This is a genomic window from Brevibacterium renqingii (assembly GCF_017808095.1).
In the GTDB taxonomy this organism is placed as follows: Bacteria; Actinomycetota; Actinomycetes; order Actinomycetales; family Brevibacteriaceae; genus Brevibacterium; species Brevibacterium renqingii.
Window position 1 is genome coordinate 212,461 of record NZ_JADBHG010000004.1, and the last position, 16,423, is coordinate 228,883.

General features: G+C 64.4%; 17 protein-coding genes. All 17 read left to right on the forward strand.

Annotated features, from left to right (window positions below):
* Position 1 precedes the first annotated feature (1 nt).
* The 17 genes from thrB (at position 2) to murA (ending at position 16,399) form a co-directional block, all read left to right on the forward strand.
* Positions 2 to 904: a homoserine kinase gene (thrB, locus tag IIE29_RS09990; RefSeq protein WP_343071865.1), complete on the forward strand. Its 903-nt coding sequence runs from the start codon at positions 2 to 4 to the stop codon at positions 902 to 904.
* A 224-nt stretch (positions 905 to 1,128) separates the two neighbouring features.
* On the forward strand, positions 1,129 to 3,183 hold the full coding sequence (gene rho, locus IIE29_RS09995; RefSeq protein WP_209325097.1) for a transcription termination factor Rho: 2,055 nt from the start codon (positions 1,129 to 1,131) through the stop codon (positions 3,181 to 3,183).
* Between the two features lies 1 nt (position 3,184).
* Positions 3,185 to 4,261, forward strand: a complete 1,077-nt coding sequence (gene prfA / locus IIE29_RS10000) for a peptide chain release factor 1 (RefSeq protein WP_209325098.1) — start codon at positions 3,185 to 3,187, stop codon at positions 4,259 to 4,261.
* Positions 4,245 to 5,174, forward strand: coding sequence for a peptide chain release factor N(5)-glutamine methyltransferase (prmC, locus tag IIE29_RS10005; protein WP_209325099.1), 930 nt, complete (start codon positions 4,245 to 4,247; stop codon positions 5,172 to 5,174). The genes prfA and prmC overlap by 17 nt, the downstream gene beginning before the upstream one ends.
* Before the next feature lie 50 nt (positions 5,175 to 5,224).
* The gene (locus IIE29_RS10010) at positions 5,225 to 5,875 is read left to right on the forward strand and encodes an L-threonylcarbamoyladenylate synthase (RefSeq protein ID WP_209325100.1); all 651 of its coding nucleotides are present in this window, start codon (positions 5,225 to 5,227) and stop codon (positions 5,873 to 5,875) included.
* Positions 5,876 to 6,985 carry an MraY family glycosyltransferase gene (locus IIE29_RS10015; RefSeq protein WP_209325101.1) on the forward strand — a complete coding sequence of 370 codons (1,110 nt, stop codon included), beginning with the start codon at positions 5,876 to 5,878 and terminating at the stop codon, positions 6,983 to 6,985.
* The gene (locus IIE29_RS10020; protein ID WP_209325102.1) at positions 6,982 to 7,428 is read left to right on the forward strand and encodes a Cg1360 family ATP-synthase-associated protein; all 447 of its coding nucleotides are present in this window, start codon (positions 6,982 to 6,984) and stop codon (positions 7,426 to 7,428) included. The genes IIE29_RS10015 and IIE29_RS10020 overlap by 4 nt, the downstream gene beginning before the upstream one ends.
* Positions 7,429 to 7,680: 252 nt before the next feature.
* Positions 7,681 to 8,493 (forward strand): F0F1 ATP synthase subunit A, encoded by an 813-nt coding sequence (gene atpB, locus IIE29_RS10025; RefSeq protein ID WP_343071866.1) that lies wholly within the window; start codon positions 7,681 to 7,683, stop codon positions 8,491 to 8,493.
* A gap of 79 nt (positions 8,494 to 8,572) precedes the next feature.
* Positions 8,573 to 8,797: a F0F1 ATP synthase subunit C gene (gene atpE / locus IIE29_RS10030; RefSeq protein WP_209325103.1), complete on the forward strand. Its 225-nt coding sequence runs from the start codon at positions 8,573 to 8,575 to the stop codon at positions 8,795 to 8,797.
* Positions 8,798 to 8,816: 19 nt separating this feature from the next.
* Complete coding sequence (locus IIE29_RS10035) at positions 8,817 to 9,368, forward strand: F0F1 ATP synthase subunit B (protein WP_209325104.1); 552 nt, start codon at positions 8,817 to 8,819, stop codon at positions 9,366 to 9,368.
* The gene (locus IIE29_RS10040) at positions 9,368 to 10,174 is read left to right on the forward strand and encodes a F0F1 ATP synthase subunit delta (protein WP_209325105.1); all 807 of its coding nucleotides are present in this window, start codon (positions 9,368 to 9,370) and stop codon (positions 10,172 to 10,174) included. The genes IIE29_RS10035 and IIE29_RS10040 overlap by 1 nt, the downstream gene beginning before the upstream one ends.
* A gap of 84 nt (positions 10,175 to 10,258) precedes the next feature.
* Positions 10,259 to 11,893, forward strand: coding sequence for a F0F1 ATP synthase subunit alpha (atpA, locus tag IIE29_RS10045; RefSeq protein WP_209325106.1), 1,635 nt, complete (start codon positions 10,259 to 10,261; stop codon positions 11,891 to 11,893).
* A gap of 31 nt (positions 11,894 to 11,924) precedes the next feature.
* Positions 11,925 to 12,857, forward strand: a complete 933-nt coding sequence (locus IIE29_RS10050; protein ID WP_209325107.1) for a F0F1 ATP synthase subunit gamma — start codon at positions 11,925 to 11,927, stop codon at positions 12,855 to 12,857.
* A 26-nt stretch (positions 12,858 to 12,883) separates the two neighbouring features.
* Positions 12,884 to 14,332 carry a F0F1 ATP synthase subunit beta gene (gene atpD / locus IIE29_RS10055; RefSeq protein WP_209325108.1) on the forward strand — a complete coding sequence of 483 codons (1,449 nt, stop codon included), beginning with the start codon at positions 12,884 to 12,886 and terminating at the stop codon, positions 14,330 to 14,332.
* A 3-nt stretch (positions 14,333 to 14,335) separates the two neighbouring features.
* Positions 14,336 to 14,596 (forward strand): F0F1 ATP synthase subunit epsilon, encoded by a 261-nt coding sequence (locus IIE29_RS10060; protein WP_209325109.1) that lies wholly within the window; start codon positions 14,336 to 14,338, stop codon positions 14,594 to 14,596.
* Positions 14,597 to 14,618: 22 nt separating this feature from the next.
* On the forward strand, positions 14,619 to 15,086 hold the full coding sequence (locus tag IIE29_RS10065) for a DUF2550 domain-containing protein (protein WP_209325110.1): 468 nt from the start codon (positions 14,619 to 14,621) through the stop codon (positions 15,084 to 15,086).
* Complete coding sequence (murA, locus tag IIE29_RS10070) at positions 15,086 to 16,399, forward strand: UDP-N-acetylglucosamine 1-carboxyvinyltransferase (RefSeq protein WP_209325111.1); 1,314 nt, start codon at positions 15,086 to 15,088, stop codon at positions 16,397 to 16,399. Before IIE29_RS10065 ends, murA begins: the two co-directional genes overlap by 1 nt.
* Positions 16,400 to 16,423 lie beyond the last annotated feature (24 nt).

The following is a 16,423-nucleotide window of genomic DNA, read 5'->3' on the forward strand; positions in this document are numbered from 1 at the left end:
CGTGCGTCTGCGACTCGAGGTCCCGGCCACCTCGGCGAATCTGGGACCGGGATACGACGCCTTCGGCCTTGCCCTGGACATCGTCGACACGCTCACCCTGACGGTCCACGACGGGCCCGTCGACACGACTTCCTGCGTCACGGTGTCGGGAGAGGGAGCTGATGCGCTGCCACGGGACCACACGCATCTGGTCATGCGGGTCATCGCCGAGGTGCTCGCCGCCGAATTCCCCACTGCAGACAAGAGCCTGTTCGGGCGGCTGGAACTCGACTGCGTCAACAGGATCCCGCATTCCCGGGGACTGGGCTCCTCGGCCGCGGCGGTCGTGGCGGGGATCGGGCTGGCCGCCGAGCTCGGACGCTGTGCGACGGGTACGCAGCTCGGACGGGAGCGCATGCTGGAGATCGCCACGGACTTCGAGGGCCATCCCGACAACGCTGCCCCCGCGATCTTCGGCGGTCTGACCATCTCCCTGTCGGCGCCGGCTCGGACGTGGCAGGTGCCGGTGCGCACGCTCGACGGGGTCACCGTGCTGATCCCCGGTGTCCGTCTGGACACCGATATCGCTCGCGGCCTCATCCCAGCCGTCGTCGATCACACGATGGCCGCAGAGAATTCGGCGCGTTCGGGACTGCTCGTGCATGGGCTCGTCAACGACCCCGCGATGCTGTTCGAAGCCACCCGAGACAACCTGCATCAGGAGTTCCGTCGCAGCGCCTACCCGGAGTCGATGGCCCTCGTCGACGGGCTGCGTGCGCAGGGGCTGCCGGCCGTCGTCTCCGGAGCCGGGCCGACAGTTCTCGTCCTCGCAGACTCGGTTCCCGCAAGCGCGGTCCCCGACGGCGTGATCGCCAGGCGAACCTCGATTGACCTCGGGGGATACCGGGTGCGCCGAGAAAATTGAGGAAACGATTCGCAAGATCGGCTCCGAGCAAGTAGACTGTGGGTGTTCCGACAGTGCACGGCTTCCCGCTGTTCTTCACGGGTCCGTCGCCGATGTCAAACATTCTGGAACATCTCCTGCTCATTCTTTAGCAGGTTTTCTTTCACAACGCACCGTCAATGGTGTTTCCGTCGCCGTGAGCAAACGGCACATGCCGCACGGCCGAAAGAGGGAGAAGGACCTTCGTGTCTGAAACCACCACTCACGATTCCACGCCGCGCACAGGCAGCCTCACAGCTCTGCGTCTGCCGCAGCTTCAGGAGATGGCCGCCGGCCTGGGAATCAAGGGTTACCGTCGCCTTCGCAAGAGCGAACTGATCGACGCCATCAACAGCCATTCGGGCGGCTCCGCAGAAGCGGCCGCGAAATCCGCCCCTGCCGAGAAGAAGCCCGCCGCCGACGCATCGCGCGGCAAGGCATCGAAGTCGGCGGAGAAGCAGGACGAGCCGAAGCAGGGCGAGCAGAAGGAAGAGACGACGAATCGTCGTTCCTCACGTCGCGCCGCCGCAGCAGCGTCCGAGGACGCCCCGGCGCTCATCGTCGAACCGAGTTCCGATGCTCCAGCTCAGTCCGAGTCCGCAGCCGAGCAGCCGGGCGGCTCCTCATCCGAGGACGCTGACGGTGACCAGGACCGTCAGCGTTCGCGTCGCAGCCGGTCGCGTTCGCGCGGCTCGGAGTCGCAGACCGAGAGCCGCGAACAGGAATCGGACGACTCCTCCGAGAGAGGACGTCAGGGCCGCGGTTCCGATCGCGATGGCCGCGGCGGACGTGACAACGACCGTCGCAGCCGACAGAGCGATCGCACCGATGATGATCGCAGCGGCCACGACAAGAGCCGCGGCGGCAATGACCGCGACAACAGCGACCGCAACGGCGGCGGAAACGATCGCGGCGGCAGCGACCGAGGCAATGGCGGAAATGATCGCGGCGGCGACCGCGGGCACCGCAACGACCGGGACAACCGCAACGACCGTCGCAATCGCGGCAGCGACGATGACGATCGCGGCAACCGTCGTGGACGCGGTCGGGATCGCAAGCGCCGTGGCCGCGGCAACGACGAGCCGGACATCCGTCACGATGATGTGCTCATCCCCGTCGGCGGCATCCTCGACGTCCATGACAACTACGCTTTCCTTCGCACCTCGGGTTATCTCTCGGGGCCCAATGACGTCTATGTCTCGGCCTCCATGGTGCGCAAGAACGGTCTGCGCAAGGGTGACGCCGTCGCCGGTGCGATCCGTCAGCCGCGGGAGAACGAACAGCGCAACAGCAAGCGTGAGAAGTTCGATGCCCTCGTCCGGCTCGACTCGGTCAACGGTCTCACCGTCGACGATGCGCGCAGCCGCGTCGAGTTCTCGAAGCTCACGCCGCTCTACCCCCAGGAGCGTCTGCGTCTCGAGACGACGTCGAAGCTGCACTCGACCCGCCTCATCGATCTCATCACGCCCATCGGCAAGGGCCAGCGCGGTCTCATCGTCGCGCCTCCGAAGGCGGGCAAGACCACGATCATGCAGCAGATCGCGAATGCGATCACGGAGAACAATCCGGAAGCCCATCTGATGGTCGTCCTCGTCGACGAACGTCCCGAGGAAGTCACGGACATGCAGCGCGCAGTCAAGGGCGAGGTCATCGCTTCGACCTTCGACCGTCCTGCCGACGATCACACCACGATCGCCGAACTCGCGATCGAACGCGCCAAGCGGCTTGTCGAGATGGGCTCGGACGTAGTTGTGCTGCTCGACAACATCACCCGACTCGGGCGCGCCTACAACATCGCTCAGCCGGCCTCAGGTCGCATCCTCTCCGGCGGCGTCGACGCCAATGCGCTCTACCCGCCGAAGAAGTTCTTCGGTGCCGCCCGCAACATCGAGGGCGGCGGCTCGCTGACCATCCTCGCCACGGCCCTGGTGGAGACCGGATCGAAGATGGACGAAGTCATCTTCGAGGAATTCAAGGGCACTGGCAACATGGAGCTGCGCCTGAGCCGTCAGCTCGCGGACAAGCGCATCTTCCCGGCCATCGACGTGAACTCGTCGAGCACGCGCCGCGAAGAGATGCTCATGACCGCCGAAGAGACGAAGGTCATGTGGCAGCTGCGCCGGCTGCTGTCCGGTCTCGAACAGCAGCAAGCCGTCGAACTGCTCATGTCCAAGCTCAAGGAGACAGGTTCGAACGTCGAGTTCCTCATGCAGGTGCAGAAGACCACCCCCCTGCCGAAGTCCTCGACCGACAACAGCTGAGATGGCCGACGACACCCTCTCGGCCAGCGTCAGCGCACTGCTCGATGAGCATGCGCGGGTGCAGGAGGAGCTCTCCGATCCCGCGGTCCACGCTGACGCCGGCCGGGCCAAGAAGCTGACCAGGCGGTACGCGGAGCTCGAGAAGGTCGCCGCTGCCGCCCGTCGCTTCTCCCAGCTCGAGGCCGATCATTCCGCGGCCCTCGAGCTGGCCGAGGACGATCCCGACTTCACCGCCGAGGCGAAGCGTCTGTCCGCGGAGATGGCGGATGTCGAGGCCGAGCTCAAGGATCTTCTCGTGCCCAGCGATCCTGATGACGCCCGCGACGCGATCATCGAGATCAAGGCCGGTGAGGGCGGTGACGAATCGGCGCTCTTCGCGGGGGATCTGCTTCGCATGTATCAGCGCTGGGTCGATTCGCGCGGCTGGTCGAGTCAGATACTCGACGCCACCCACTCGGACCTCGGCGGCTACAAGGACGTCACCATGGCAGTGAAGGCCAAAGACGACGGGGCCTACGGCTGGGTGAAGTTCGAAGGCGGCGTGCACCGGGTTCAACGCGTGCCCGTGACCGAATCGCAAGGTCGCATCCACACCTCCGCCGCCGGCGTGCTCGTCTTCCCCGAGGTCGACGCGCCGGAGGAGATCCACCTGGACGATCACGACCTGCGCATCGACGTCTACCGGTCATCGGGCCCCGGGGGACAGTCCGTCAACACCACGGACTCCGCTGTCCGGATCACCCATCTGCCTACAGGCATCACGGCCAGCTGCCAGAACGAGAAGTCGCAGCTGCAGAACAAGGACGCCGCGATGCGCATGCTGCGCGCCCGGATCCTGGCCAAGCAGGCGGAGGAAGCCGCCGCCGAGGCCGCCGACATCAGACGCTCACAGGTGCGCACCGTCGACCGTTCCGAACGCATCCGAACGTACAACTTCCCGGAGAACCGGATCACGGACCATCGCACCGGCTTCAAGGCCTACAACCTCGACCAGGTGCTGGCCGGCGACCTCGACCCGGTCATCGGCTCCTGCCGCGAGGCCGACAGAGCCGCGAGACTCGATGCCCTGGGAGACTGAACTGGACACCCGCCGGACCACACGCGTCTCCGAACTTCTGTGCGGTGCGATCACACTTCTCACCGAAGCCGGAGTGCCCACGCCCGAAGCGGATGCCGTGGCACTGCTCGCCCATGCCTGGGGCATCGACCGAGCGGCCTTGGGTCGGCGGCGGCTGTTCGACGACCCGGTGCCGACGGACATCGCCTCGGAGTTCGCTCGGCTCTGCGAACGCCGGCGACAGCGGACACCGTTGCAGCATCTGACCGGGACCGCATTCTTCCGGCACCTCGAGCTGCGAGTGGGACCCGGGGTGTTCGTGCCCCGACCGGAGACCGAACTCATCGTCGGAGCGGCGCTCGAGGAACTCAACGCAGCCCGGAGACCAGGACGCCCGTTCGTCATCGATCTGTGTTCGGGCTCCGGAGCGATCGGCCTCGCCGTGGCCACCGAGCATGGGGGAGTGGACGTCCTCGGCGTCGAGCGCGAGGCTGCGGCGCTGGACTGGTCGCGGACGAATCTCGCGCGGACCCGCCTCGGCGATTCGACCGTCGAATTCCTCCACGGAGATGCGACGACGATCGCACGGATGCGTCCCGACCTGATCGGACTCGCCGACGTCGTGGTGACGAATCCTCCTTATGTGCCCGATGATGCGGTTCCGCGAGATCCCGAGGTCGCCGACCATGATCCCGGTGCCGCACTCTACGGCGGAGGCACCGGACTCGAGATCCCCGCTCTCATCGTCTCTGAGGCCGAAGCGCTGCTGCGACCGGGCGGTCTGTTCCTCATGGAGCACGGGGAGGAGCAGGGTGCCGGTGTCCGGGAACTGCTGGGGTCCACGGCCAGTCTGAGACAGGCCGAGACCTACCCGGACTACACTGGACGCGACCGCTACACGGTGGCCCGCCGTGAGGCGGACTGCGACCGGTGACCGTCCGAAGCCACTGAGACCACTGCTAAGAGATTCGAAACGGAGAACTCGTGTCGAGACGATTCGACGTCAGCCAAGCCGAAATCCGCGACCTCGTGTTCGACGAATGCGCGCGCGTGGCCGAGACCGGCAATCTGCTCGTCATCCCCACCGACACCGTCTACGGGATCGCCGCCGATGCCTTCAGCGCTTCGGCCGTGGCGGCGCTTCTGGCAGCGAAGGGCCGTGGCAGGGATATGCCGCCTCCGGTGCTCGTCCCCCGTTCCGAGACCATCTTCGGGCTCGTCGACGGCGTCGACGAGACGATCCTGGCGCTGACTTCCCGCTTCTGGCCCGGACCGCTGACGATCATCGCCAACGCCCAGCCGTCTCTCGACTGGGACCTCGGTGACACTCACGGCACCGTGGCCGTGCGCATGCCCGATGACGAATACGCCCTGGCACTGCTGACTCGCACGGGGCCGCTCGCGGTCTCGAGCGCCAATATCTCGGGCCGACCCGCCGCCACCACCGCCGACGAGGCACAGGAGATGCTCGGCGACGATGTCGACATCTATGTCGACGGGGGAGCACGGGAATCGGGCATGTCGTCGACCATCGTCGATCTCAGCGGAGATTCTCCGCGCGTCGTGCGCCGCGGGCCCATCTCCGCCGAACAGCTGCGCGAAGTCGTCCCCCAGCTCATCGACCTGGACGGCTGAGTGCGCGCCTACCTCTTCATCCTCATCGTCTCCGCCCTCGTGGCGTACCTGCTGACCCCGATGGTCAAGCGGGTGGCGGAACGCGGCCGGATCTTCTCGCCCCTGCGCGAACGAGACGTGCATTCCGTGCCGACCCCGCGGCTCGGGGGAGTGGCGATGTTCGGCGGACTGCTCGCCGGCCTCGTCTTCGCGTCCCAGACACCGTTCCTGCAGCGGATCTTCGTCGATACCGGACCGATCATCGGCGTCGCCGGAGCCGCTGGGCTGCTGTGTCTGCTCGGCATCGTCGACGATGTCTGGGACCTCCATTGGATGGCCAAACTCGCCGGCCAGGCGCTGGCCGCCGGATTCATGGCGATCAAAGGCGTGGCGCTGCTGTCCATCCCCTTCGGCGGAGTCATCATCGGCTCACCGCGCATGTCGCTCATCATCACCGTGCTCGTCGTCCTCGTGACGATCAACGCGGTCAACTTCGTCGACGGCCTCGACGGACTGGCCGCAGGCGTCGTCGCCATCGGTGGCAGCGCCTTCTTCATCTACTCCTACTGGCTGGCCCGCGACGCCTCACCGGAGTCGTACGCGAACCTCGCCTCGCTCATCATCGCGATCCTCGTCGGAGCCTGCCTCGGCTTCCTGCCGCACAATTTCAATCCCGCCCGCATCTTCATGGGCGACTCGGGTTCGATGCTCATCGGACTGCTGTTGGCGGCCTCGACGATCAGGGTCACCGGCCAGGTGGATCCTGCGCTCATCGGTCAGGAACGTGCCTTCGCGACCTTCATGCCGATCATCCTGCCGGTCGCCGTGATGTTCCTTCCCCTGCTCGACCTGGGGCTGGCCGTGGTGCGCAGGCTGAGGGCCGGGCAGTCACCGTTCTCCGCCGATGCCAAACACCTTCACCACCGGATGCTGCGCCTGGGACATTCCCATGCCCGCGCAGTTCTCATCCTCTACACGTGGACGGCGCTCATCGCCTTCGGTTCGGTTCTGCTCCTGTTCCAGGGATGGCTCTTCGTCGTCTGCGTCGTCGGCGGCCTTGTCGCCGTCACCCTGATCTTCACGTTCTACCCACTGCGAATGCGTCAGAAAGCCAGAGAGGAAATCTCGTGACCGATCCGAGTCCGCGCACCGAAACCGCTGTCGAAGCGGCCTGGACCAAGGTATGGAGAACTCTGCTCATCCGAGGCATCGTCCTCGTCCTCGTCGTCGCGGCACTCGGCATGGGCATCGGATGGCTTGCCGCCGATACGACGGGACTCGTCGGCGGCGCCGTGGGCGGGGGACTCGCGGCGGTCTTCATCGTCATCACCCTAGTGATCATGTACATCGGGCGGAACATGGGCCTGACTACCATCGCCGGGCTCCTCGGCGTCGGATTCCTGTTCAAAGCCTTCATCTTCATGATCGTCATCTGGCGGATCAAGGACGCGACCTGGCTCGATGGGACCGTGGCGTTCCTGACCATCGTCGTCGCCGTCCTCAGCACTTCGATCGTCGAGGCTGTGACCGTCGTCAGAGGACGTGTGCCGTACGTCGATCCCGAAGCGAAATGATGTGCCGTGACCGGCCGAATCAGCCCCCGAAGGGGCGGTTGGGAACTGCGGTGACGTATCCGATAAAATCGCTGACAGAAATTGCACAGAGAAGCCTGATGAATTTGTCGGTGACTCTCTACAGTTGGTAGAGTGAACCCGGTGCTGGGGCGGAAGTTCGCCCTCTGTCGCTCCTGAACCTCATGCCACGCATCGTTCGCGTGGCCAAGGCCAGGCCATCAAGGCCCTTGACCATGGGAGAGAAACAACAACGTGGGAACTCTTAACGCCGCGAACACAATGATCAATGCTGCAGAAGGCGGCTTCCACGCTCCTTCGATGTCGGAGTTCTTCCCGGCACCGTTCCTCTTCGAGGGCACCCCGTTCGAGATGAACCGGGTGATGCTCATTCGCCTGATCGCGACCGTCGCCGTCGTCCTGGTCCTCGCCGTGTGGGCCAAGCGCATGAAGCTCGTCCCCGGTCGCTTCCAGTCCTCGATGGAACTCGCGATGGAGTTCGTCACCGTCGGCATCGCCGAGGACACGATGGGCAAGGAGAGGGCGAAGAAGTTCATGCCGCTCATCGTGGCCATCTTCTTCGGCATCCTGTTCTGGAACGTCACGAAGCTCATTCCGTTCCTCAACATGCCCGGAACCGGAGTCATCGGGCTTCCGCTGGTCATCACCCTCGCCGTCTATGTGACCTACCACTGGGCCGGCATCGCCCAGAAGGGGCTCGGGCGCTACCTCAAGGATGCGCTCATCCTGCCCGGCGTCCCGCCGGCCATGCACATCCTGCTCATTCCGATCGAGTTCATCACGAAGTTCGTCACCCAGCCCTTCACGCTCGCGATCCGACTCTTCGCAAACATGATGGTCGGCCACCTGTTGCTGGTCCTCTGCTTCTCGGCCACGAGCTTCTTCCTCTTCGATGCCTCGAACGGATTCCAGTTCTTCTCCATCCTGACCTTCGCCGGAGGAATGTTCGTCTTCCTCCTCGAAATGCTGGTCGTGGTCCTGCAGGCATACATCTTCGCCCTGCTCGCCTGCGTCTACATCAATTCGGCCGTCTCGGAAGAACACTGAGTCAGCCCCCAGATCCGTAACTCACGAGTTGCACGGTCGGGCCAACCACCCGACTTCATTATGAAAGGAAAAGCATCCTATGGATATGCTCGCCGCAGTTGAAGGTAGCGTTTCGACGATCGGTTACGGCCTCGCCGCAATCGGCCCCGGTGTCGGTCTCGGCATCGTCATCGGAAAGACCATCGAAGGAACCGCTCGCCAGCCCGAGATGGCCGGCGCCCTGCGCGGAAACATGTTCCTCGGCATCGCTCTGATCGAGGCCCTGGCCCTCATCGGCATCGCGACCCCGTTCTTCCTTCCCTGATCTCGAAGAGGACTGAAAGATGACTCCGGTAAACATTGTTGCGGCGGCGGAGAACCCGCTTCTCCCAGCGCTGTACGACATCATCTGGAGTGCCGTCTGTCTGCTGATCGTCTTCCTCGTCGTCTGGAAGTACGTCCTCCCGGCGTTCAATAGGACCCTCGATGAGCGTGCGGCGCGCATCCAGGGTGGCATTGAGAAGGCCGAGAAGGTGCAGGCCGAAGCCGACCAGGCTCTGGCCGAGTATCAGAAGCAGCTCGCCGACGGTCGTGCAGAAGCAGCACGACTGCGCGCCGAGGCTCAGGAAGAAGGCGCTCAGATCATCGCCGACATGAAGGCACAGGCTCACACCGAGGCTGACCGCATCATCGCTTCGGCTCAGAACCAGATCGAGGCCGAACGTCAGACCGCCATGGTGCAGCTGCGCTCCGAGGTCGGCACTCTCGCCACGGATCTCGCCTCGCGCATAGTCGGCGAGTCCCTCACCGACGATCAGCGCTCGGCCAATGTGGTCGATCGCTTCATCTCCGATCTCGAGTCCAACTCGTCCGCTCAGCCGGTCAAGGGGGCGTGATGCTCCAGTCGAGCAGATTGTCCCTGCAGGCCGTCCTCGAAACCGCGAATTCCGAGATCTCGGGGGGAGACCCACGTCAGATCGGTGAGGGCACTCTGGCCGTCGTCGGAGTTCTCGCCGAGAACGTCGCACTGCGCAAGGCCTTGGCGGACTCCTCCGAGTCGGCCGAGAAGAAGCAGCACCTGCTGCGGGCTCTGTTCTCGACTCGGACCACGGATGCGGTTCTGCGGATCAGCGACAAGGCCGTCGGCTTGCGCTGGGCCCGGACCCAGGACCTGGTCACCAGCCTCGAGGTCGCAGGCGTCACAGCGATTGCCGCTGCTGCGCAGGCGACCGGTCAGCTCGGTCAGGTCGAAGAGGAGATCTTCCGCTTCGCGCGTCTGCTGGAATCCAACCACGAGCTGGCCCGTGCGCTTGACTCGCAGGCCGCAGCTGAGAGCAAACGCACTCTCATCTCGGATCTGCTCTCAGGCAAGGCGCAGCCCGATACCATCAAGCTGATCGAACAGGCGGCACTGCATCCGCGCGGGCTCCGCGTGAATACCGCGCTCGACCAGTACAGCGATATCCTCGCAGCCCGACAGCAGCGTTCGGTTGCGGATGTCACCGTCGCCAAGCCGTTGAGCGAGTCCCAGATCGAAAGGCTGCAGGCGGCACTGTCGGCCAGCTACGGTCGCGAACTCGTTCTGAATGTCCAGGTCGATCCCGAGGTCCTCGGGGGAGTCCGGGTCCAGGTCGGCGACGAGATGATGAATTCGACCGTGGCCGATCGACTGGCCGATGTGCAGCGCAAGCTCGCAGGTTGACACTAGTGGCCGGCTCCTCCGGCAGCACAGGCGGCCCACCGGTCGTCGGACGCAAGATTTGAGTAAAGGAAGCAGGGAAACCAGATGGCGGAACTGACAATTCGCCCGGAAGAGATCCGGGACGCTCTCGGGAAGTTCGTTGAATCGTACAACCCCGAGAGCTCGGAGAAGACCGAGGTCGGCAAGGTCGTCACTGCCGGTGACGGAATCGCCCACGTATCGGGTCTGCCAGGCACGATGGCCAACGAACTCCTGCGGTTCGAAGACGGCACCTTGGGCCTGGCCCAGAACCTCGACGAGCGTGAGATCGGCGTCGTCATCCTCGGCGAATTCTCCGGAATCGCTGAAGAGCAGAACGTCTACCGCACCGGCGAGGTCCTGTCGATCCCGGTCGGCGACGGCTACCTCGGTCGCGTGGTCGACCCGCTCGGACGTCCCGTGGACGGGCTCGGTGACATCGAGACCGTCGGCCGTCGTGAGCTCGAACTCCAGGCCGCAGGCGTGATGGATCGCCAGGAAGTCCGCGAGCCGCTCCAGACCGGCTACAAGAGCATCGATGCGATGATCCCCGTCGGCCGTGGCCAGCGTCAGCTGGTCATCGGTGACCGCAAGACGGGCAAGACCGCTCTGGCGATCGATACGATCATCAACCAGAAGGCCAACTGGGAGACCGGTGACCCGAAGCAGCAGGTTCGCTGCATCTACGTCGCCGTGGGCCAGAAGGGCTCGACCATCGCCGGCGTGCGCCGCTCGCTCGAAGAGGCGGGCGCGCTCGAATACACGACCATCGTGTCCTCACCTGCTTCCGATCCGGCTGGCTTCAAGTACCTCGCACCGTACTCCGGCTCGGCCATCGGTCAGCACTGGATGTACGACGGCAAGCATGTCCTCATCGTGTTCGACGATCTGTCGAAGCAGGCTGAGGCCTACCGCGCGGTTTCACTGCTGCTGCGTCGCCCGCCGGGCCGTGAAGCCTACCCGGGTGACGTCTTCTACCTGCACTCGCGCCTGCTCGAACGCTGTGCGAAGCTCTCCGATGAGCTCGGCGGCGGTTCGATGACCGGCCTGCCGATCATCGAGACCAAGGCGAACGACGTCGGTGCATTCATTCCGACGAACGTCATCTCGATCACCGACGGTCAGATCTTCCTGCAGTCGGATCTCTTCAACGCCGGTCAGCGTCCCGCTGTCGACGTCGGCGTCTCCGTGTCGCGCGTCGGCGGTGCCGCACAGACGAAGGCGCTCAAGAGCGTCTCCGGCACGCTGAAGATCTCGTTGGCGCAGTACCGTTCGCTCGAGGCTTTCGCGATGTTCGCTTCCGACCTCGACGATGCGACCAAGCGCGATCTGGCTCGCGGAGCGCGTCTGACCGAGCTGCTCAAGCAGGGTCAGTACACTCCGATGCCCTTCGAGAAGCAGACCGTGTCGATCTTCGCCGGCACCAACGGCTTCCTCGACGACATCCCGGTCGACGATGTGCTCCGGTTCGAATCCGAACTGCACGACCACATCGAGCGCAAGACGGGGATCTTCACGACGATTCGGGAGACCCTCAAGCTCGACGACGACACCACAGAAGAGCTGAAGAACGCACTGTCCGAGTTCTCTCAGAATTTCGTCAGCTCCGATCAGGGTGGGTCGAAGGCCGGCAGCGAAGAGACCGCCACCGCGTCCTCCGACGAGGTCGAGCAGGAGCAGATCGTTCGGCAGAAGCGTTGAACCTGTTCCGTAACGGCGAAAGGAAGAACTGATGGGAGCCCAGCAGAGGGTCTTCAAGCAGAAGATCCGCTCGACTCAGTCCTTGAGGAAGATCTTCAAGGCGATGGAGCTCATCGCTGCTTCGCGGATTCAGAAAGCCATTGCGCGTTCGCAGGCCGCAAGTCCGTACGCCAACGCCCTCACACGGGCGGTGTCGGCGGTGGCCAGCGAATCCAACGTCGAGCACGTGCTGACCACGGAATCGGAGAACGTCTCACGGGCCGCTGTTCTCGTGATCGGTCCCGACCGTGGGTTCGCCGGCGCCTATTCGGCGAACCTGCTCCGCGAAGCCGAAGAACTCATTCGGCTTCTGCACAGCGAGGGCAAGGACGTGCAGCTGTTCACGATCGGCAGCAAGGCGAAGAACTACTACACCTTCCGCGATCGCAAGATCGAGAGGTCCTGGACCGGCATCTCCGAGAGCCCGACCGCTGAGAACGCACGGGAGATCGGCGAGGCCCTGTTGGAGAACTTCGATCCGGAGTCCGCTGACTCCGGACTCGACGAGATCTACATCGTGTTCACGAAGTTCGTCTCCAGTGTCACGCATGATCCGGAATACCGGCGGCTGCTGCCCCTGGAGGTCGTCGATGCCGGCGAGGCGTCGACGGGTGGTGGTTCCGCAGAGTCGTCCGGCGCAGCTGCGTTCCCGCTCTACGAGTTCGAACCCAGCGCCGAGGCCGTCCTCGATTCCCTGCTGCCGCGATACATCGATTCGCGCATCCTCTCGGCCCTGCTGAGTGCCTCGGCATCCGAACAGGCTTCGCGACAGGCGGCGATGAAGACGGCCACGGACAACGCGGATGATCTCATCAAGACCTACACCCGGTTGGCCAACACGGCCCGCCAGGCGGAAATCACCCAGGAACTCACCGAGATCGTCGGTGGGGCGGATGCCCTCGCGGCATCGGCAGCCGGCGACTGACCGGCGAGAGCAGAGAGAAAGAGACCATGACTGCCACAGCAACGGAAACCTCTCCGGCACAGGGCACCGCCCTCGGCCGGATTTCCCGAGTCATCGGCCCGGTTGTCGACATCGAGTTCCCGCTCGACTCCGTGCCAGAGATCTACAACGCATTGACCACGACGGTGGACCTGTCCGAGGGAACCAGGAAGCTGACCTTCGAGGTCGGCCTGCACCTGGGCAACGGACTCGTCCGCGCCGTGTCGCTGCAGCCGACCGACGGCCTGGTCCGCGGTCAGGAAGTCATCGACTCCGGTGCACCGATCTCGGTGCCCGTCGGCGATGTCACCAAGCACCACGTGTGGAACACCACCGGTGACTGCCTCAACCTCGCCGAGGGCGAGGAGCTGGAGATCTCCGAACGGTGGCCCATCCACCGTCCGGCTCCGGCCTTCGACGAGCTCGAGTCCAAAACCGAGATCCTTGAGGTCGGCATCAAGAGCATCGACCTCCTGACCCCCTATGTCCAGGGTGGAAAGATCGGTCTGTTCGGCGGCGCCGGCGTGGGCAAGACGGTGCTCATCCAGGAGATGATCTTCCGCATCGCGCACAACCACTCGGGCACTTCGGTGTTCGCCGGTGTGGGTGAGCGTACGCGTGAGGGCAACGATCTCATCATGGAGATGGACGAGGCCGGAGTGTTCAAGGACACCGCTCTGGTCTTCGGACAGATGGACGAGCCGCCAGGCACCCGTCTGCGCGTGGCCCTGTCGGCGCTGACCATGGCGGAGTACTTCCGCGATGTGCAGAACCAGGACGTGCTGCTGTTCATCGACAACATCTTCCGTTTCACCCAGGCCGGCTCCGAGGTCTCGACCCTGCTTGGTCGTATGCCCTCTGCCGTGGGCTACCAGCCCAACCTGGCCGACGAGATGGGTCTGCTGCAGGAGCGGATCACCTCGACGCGCGGTCACTCGATCACGTCGATGCAGGCGATCTACGTTCCGGCCGATGACTACACGGACCCGGCTCCGGCGACGACGTTCGCTCACCTGGATGCCACCACCGAGCTCAGCCGTGACATCGCCTCGCGCGGTCTGTACCCGGCGATCGACCCGCTGGCGTCGTCCTCGCGCATCCTCGATCCGCTGGTCGTCGGTGAAGAGCACTACCGGGTGGCCAATGAGGTCAAGGCGATCCTCCAGAAGAACAAGGAGCTGCAGGACATCATCGCCATCCTCGGCGTCGACGAACTCGGCGAAGAGGACAAGCTCGTCGTTCACCGTGCGCGCCGCATCGAGCAGTTCCTCTCGCAGAACACCTACACCGCTGAGAAGTTCACTCAGGTCCCCGGATCGACCGTGCCGCTGGCCGACACGATCGAGGGCTTCGACAAGATCTGCTCCGGTGAGGTCGACCATGTTCCGGAACAGGCATTCTTCAACGTCGGCGGGCTCGATGATGTCATGCGCAACTACGAAGAGATGCAGAAGTAAGCCATGGCGACACTCGAAGTGAATGTCGTGGCCGCAGATCGCGAGGTATGGGTCGGTGAGGCCAAACGCGTCATCGCTCGTACGCTCGACGGCGAGATCGGCGTCCTGCCAGGTCACGAACCTGTGCTCGGCGTCGTCGCCGACGGCGAAGCGCGTATTCTCACGACTGGGGAGGACACCGTCCGGGTCAAGGCCGATGGCGGTTTCCTCTCTGTCGAGAACAATCGCGTGATCATTGCCGCTGATCAGGCCGAACTTCTCTGATCTGCAGGTTACACTGGCAACCGTGAACCCTTCCGTCCTGCTGATCGTTCTGCTCTCGTTGGTAGGACTCGCGCTTGCTCTGATCGTCGTAGTGACGATCCGACGCAGGTCCATTTCGAAGCTCTCCGGTGCTTTTGACTGTTCCATCAACGTGGGCGAGGAGTATTCTTCTCGCCCACGTTGGCGTTTGGGCGTAGCGGTGTTCTCGGTCGGCTCCTTGGATTGGTACCCCGTGTTCGCCTTGACTCGTCGTGCGGCGTTCCGTCTGCCGCGTGCCGACCTCGACATCCTCGTGCGGCGCAAACCGACCTCGGGGGAGCAGTATTCGGTTCTTCCCGATGCCGTCGTCGTCGACTGCTCCTACGGCAAAGCGGACGGCCGTCCGCGATCGGTGTCGCTGGCGATGGACACCGAGTCGCTGTCCACTATGGCTTCCTGGCTCGAGTCCTCGCCTCCCGGATTCAACCCGACGATGGGACGTTTCACCTGATGGATGTCTTCCGTTTGACAGGACCTGCACGGCTGCAGGGCGCGATCGACGTCAGGGGCGCGAAGAACAGCGTCCTGAAGCTGATGGCCGCGAGTCTGCTGGCCGTGGGCCGGACGACGATCACCAATGTCCCGGCCATCCTCGATGTGAGGATCATGGTCGAACTCCTCGTGCGCCTCGGATGCGTCGTCGATTACGATTCCGAAGGCGGGGTCGTGAGCATCGATGTGCCGAAGGAAGTGGGCATCCAGGCCGACTACGAACTCGTCCGCGCGATGCGTGCCTCGATTTCGGTGCTCGGCCCTCTCACTGCTCGGATGCGCGCCGCCCACGTTGCGCTGCCCGGTGGAGATGCCATCGGCTCCCGTGGCCTCGATATGCACCAGGCCGGGCTCGAAGCGCTCGGCGCGGAGGTCCATCTCGATCACGGCTATTTCGTGGCCGAGGCACCTGAGGGGCTGCGCGGCACGGACATCGTCCTCGAATTCCCCTCCGTCGGTGCGACGGAGAATCTCATCATGGCCGCGACGCTGGCTCGCGGTACGACCACCATCTCGAATGCCGCACGCGAGCCCGAGATCGTCGACATCTGCACGATGCTCGTCGAAATGGGCGCGCGGATCGACGGCATCGGCACCTCCGATCTCACGATCACCGGTGTCGAGTCGCTGCGGCCCGTGACCCACCGGACCGTGGGCGACCGCATCGTCGCCGGTACCTTCGCCTTCGGTGCCGCTCTCAGTGCCGGCGATGTCACCGTGCGGGGCGTGGGCCTCGAGCTCATGCCCAATATCGGGCTGAAGCTGCGCGATTCCGGAGCCACTGTCGACGACCTCGGCGAGATCACCCTGAGCGACGGATCCCGAGGCCGTGGCTTCCGCGTGATCGGAGCAGAACGGCCGCATGCGATCAGGGTGGCGACCATGCCGTTTCCGGGATTCCCCACGGATCTTCAGCCCTTCGTCATCGCTCTGAACTCGGTCTCCGACGGCATCGGACTGCTGTCGGAGAATCTGTTCGAAGCACGCTGGCGCTTCGTTCAGGAGATCGCGCGGCTCGGCGCGAAGGTCCGCATCGACGGCAACCACGCCTTGGTCACAGGCACTGACAGCCTCTCCGGTGCCGAGGTCGAAGCCTCGGATATCCGAGCCGGTGCCGGCCTGGTCATGGCGGCGCTGCGCGCAGGGGGAATGACCGAAGTGTCGGGAATCGACCACATCGAACGCGGCTATGAGAACTTCGTGGCCAACCTGCGCAGCCTCGGCGTCGACATCGAACGGGTCGTCAAGCCCAACGCCCTGAGCTTCGAATAGGTTCAGAGGGCGGAGCGGGCCCTT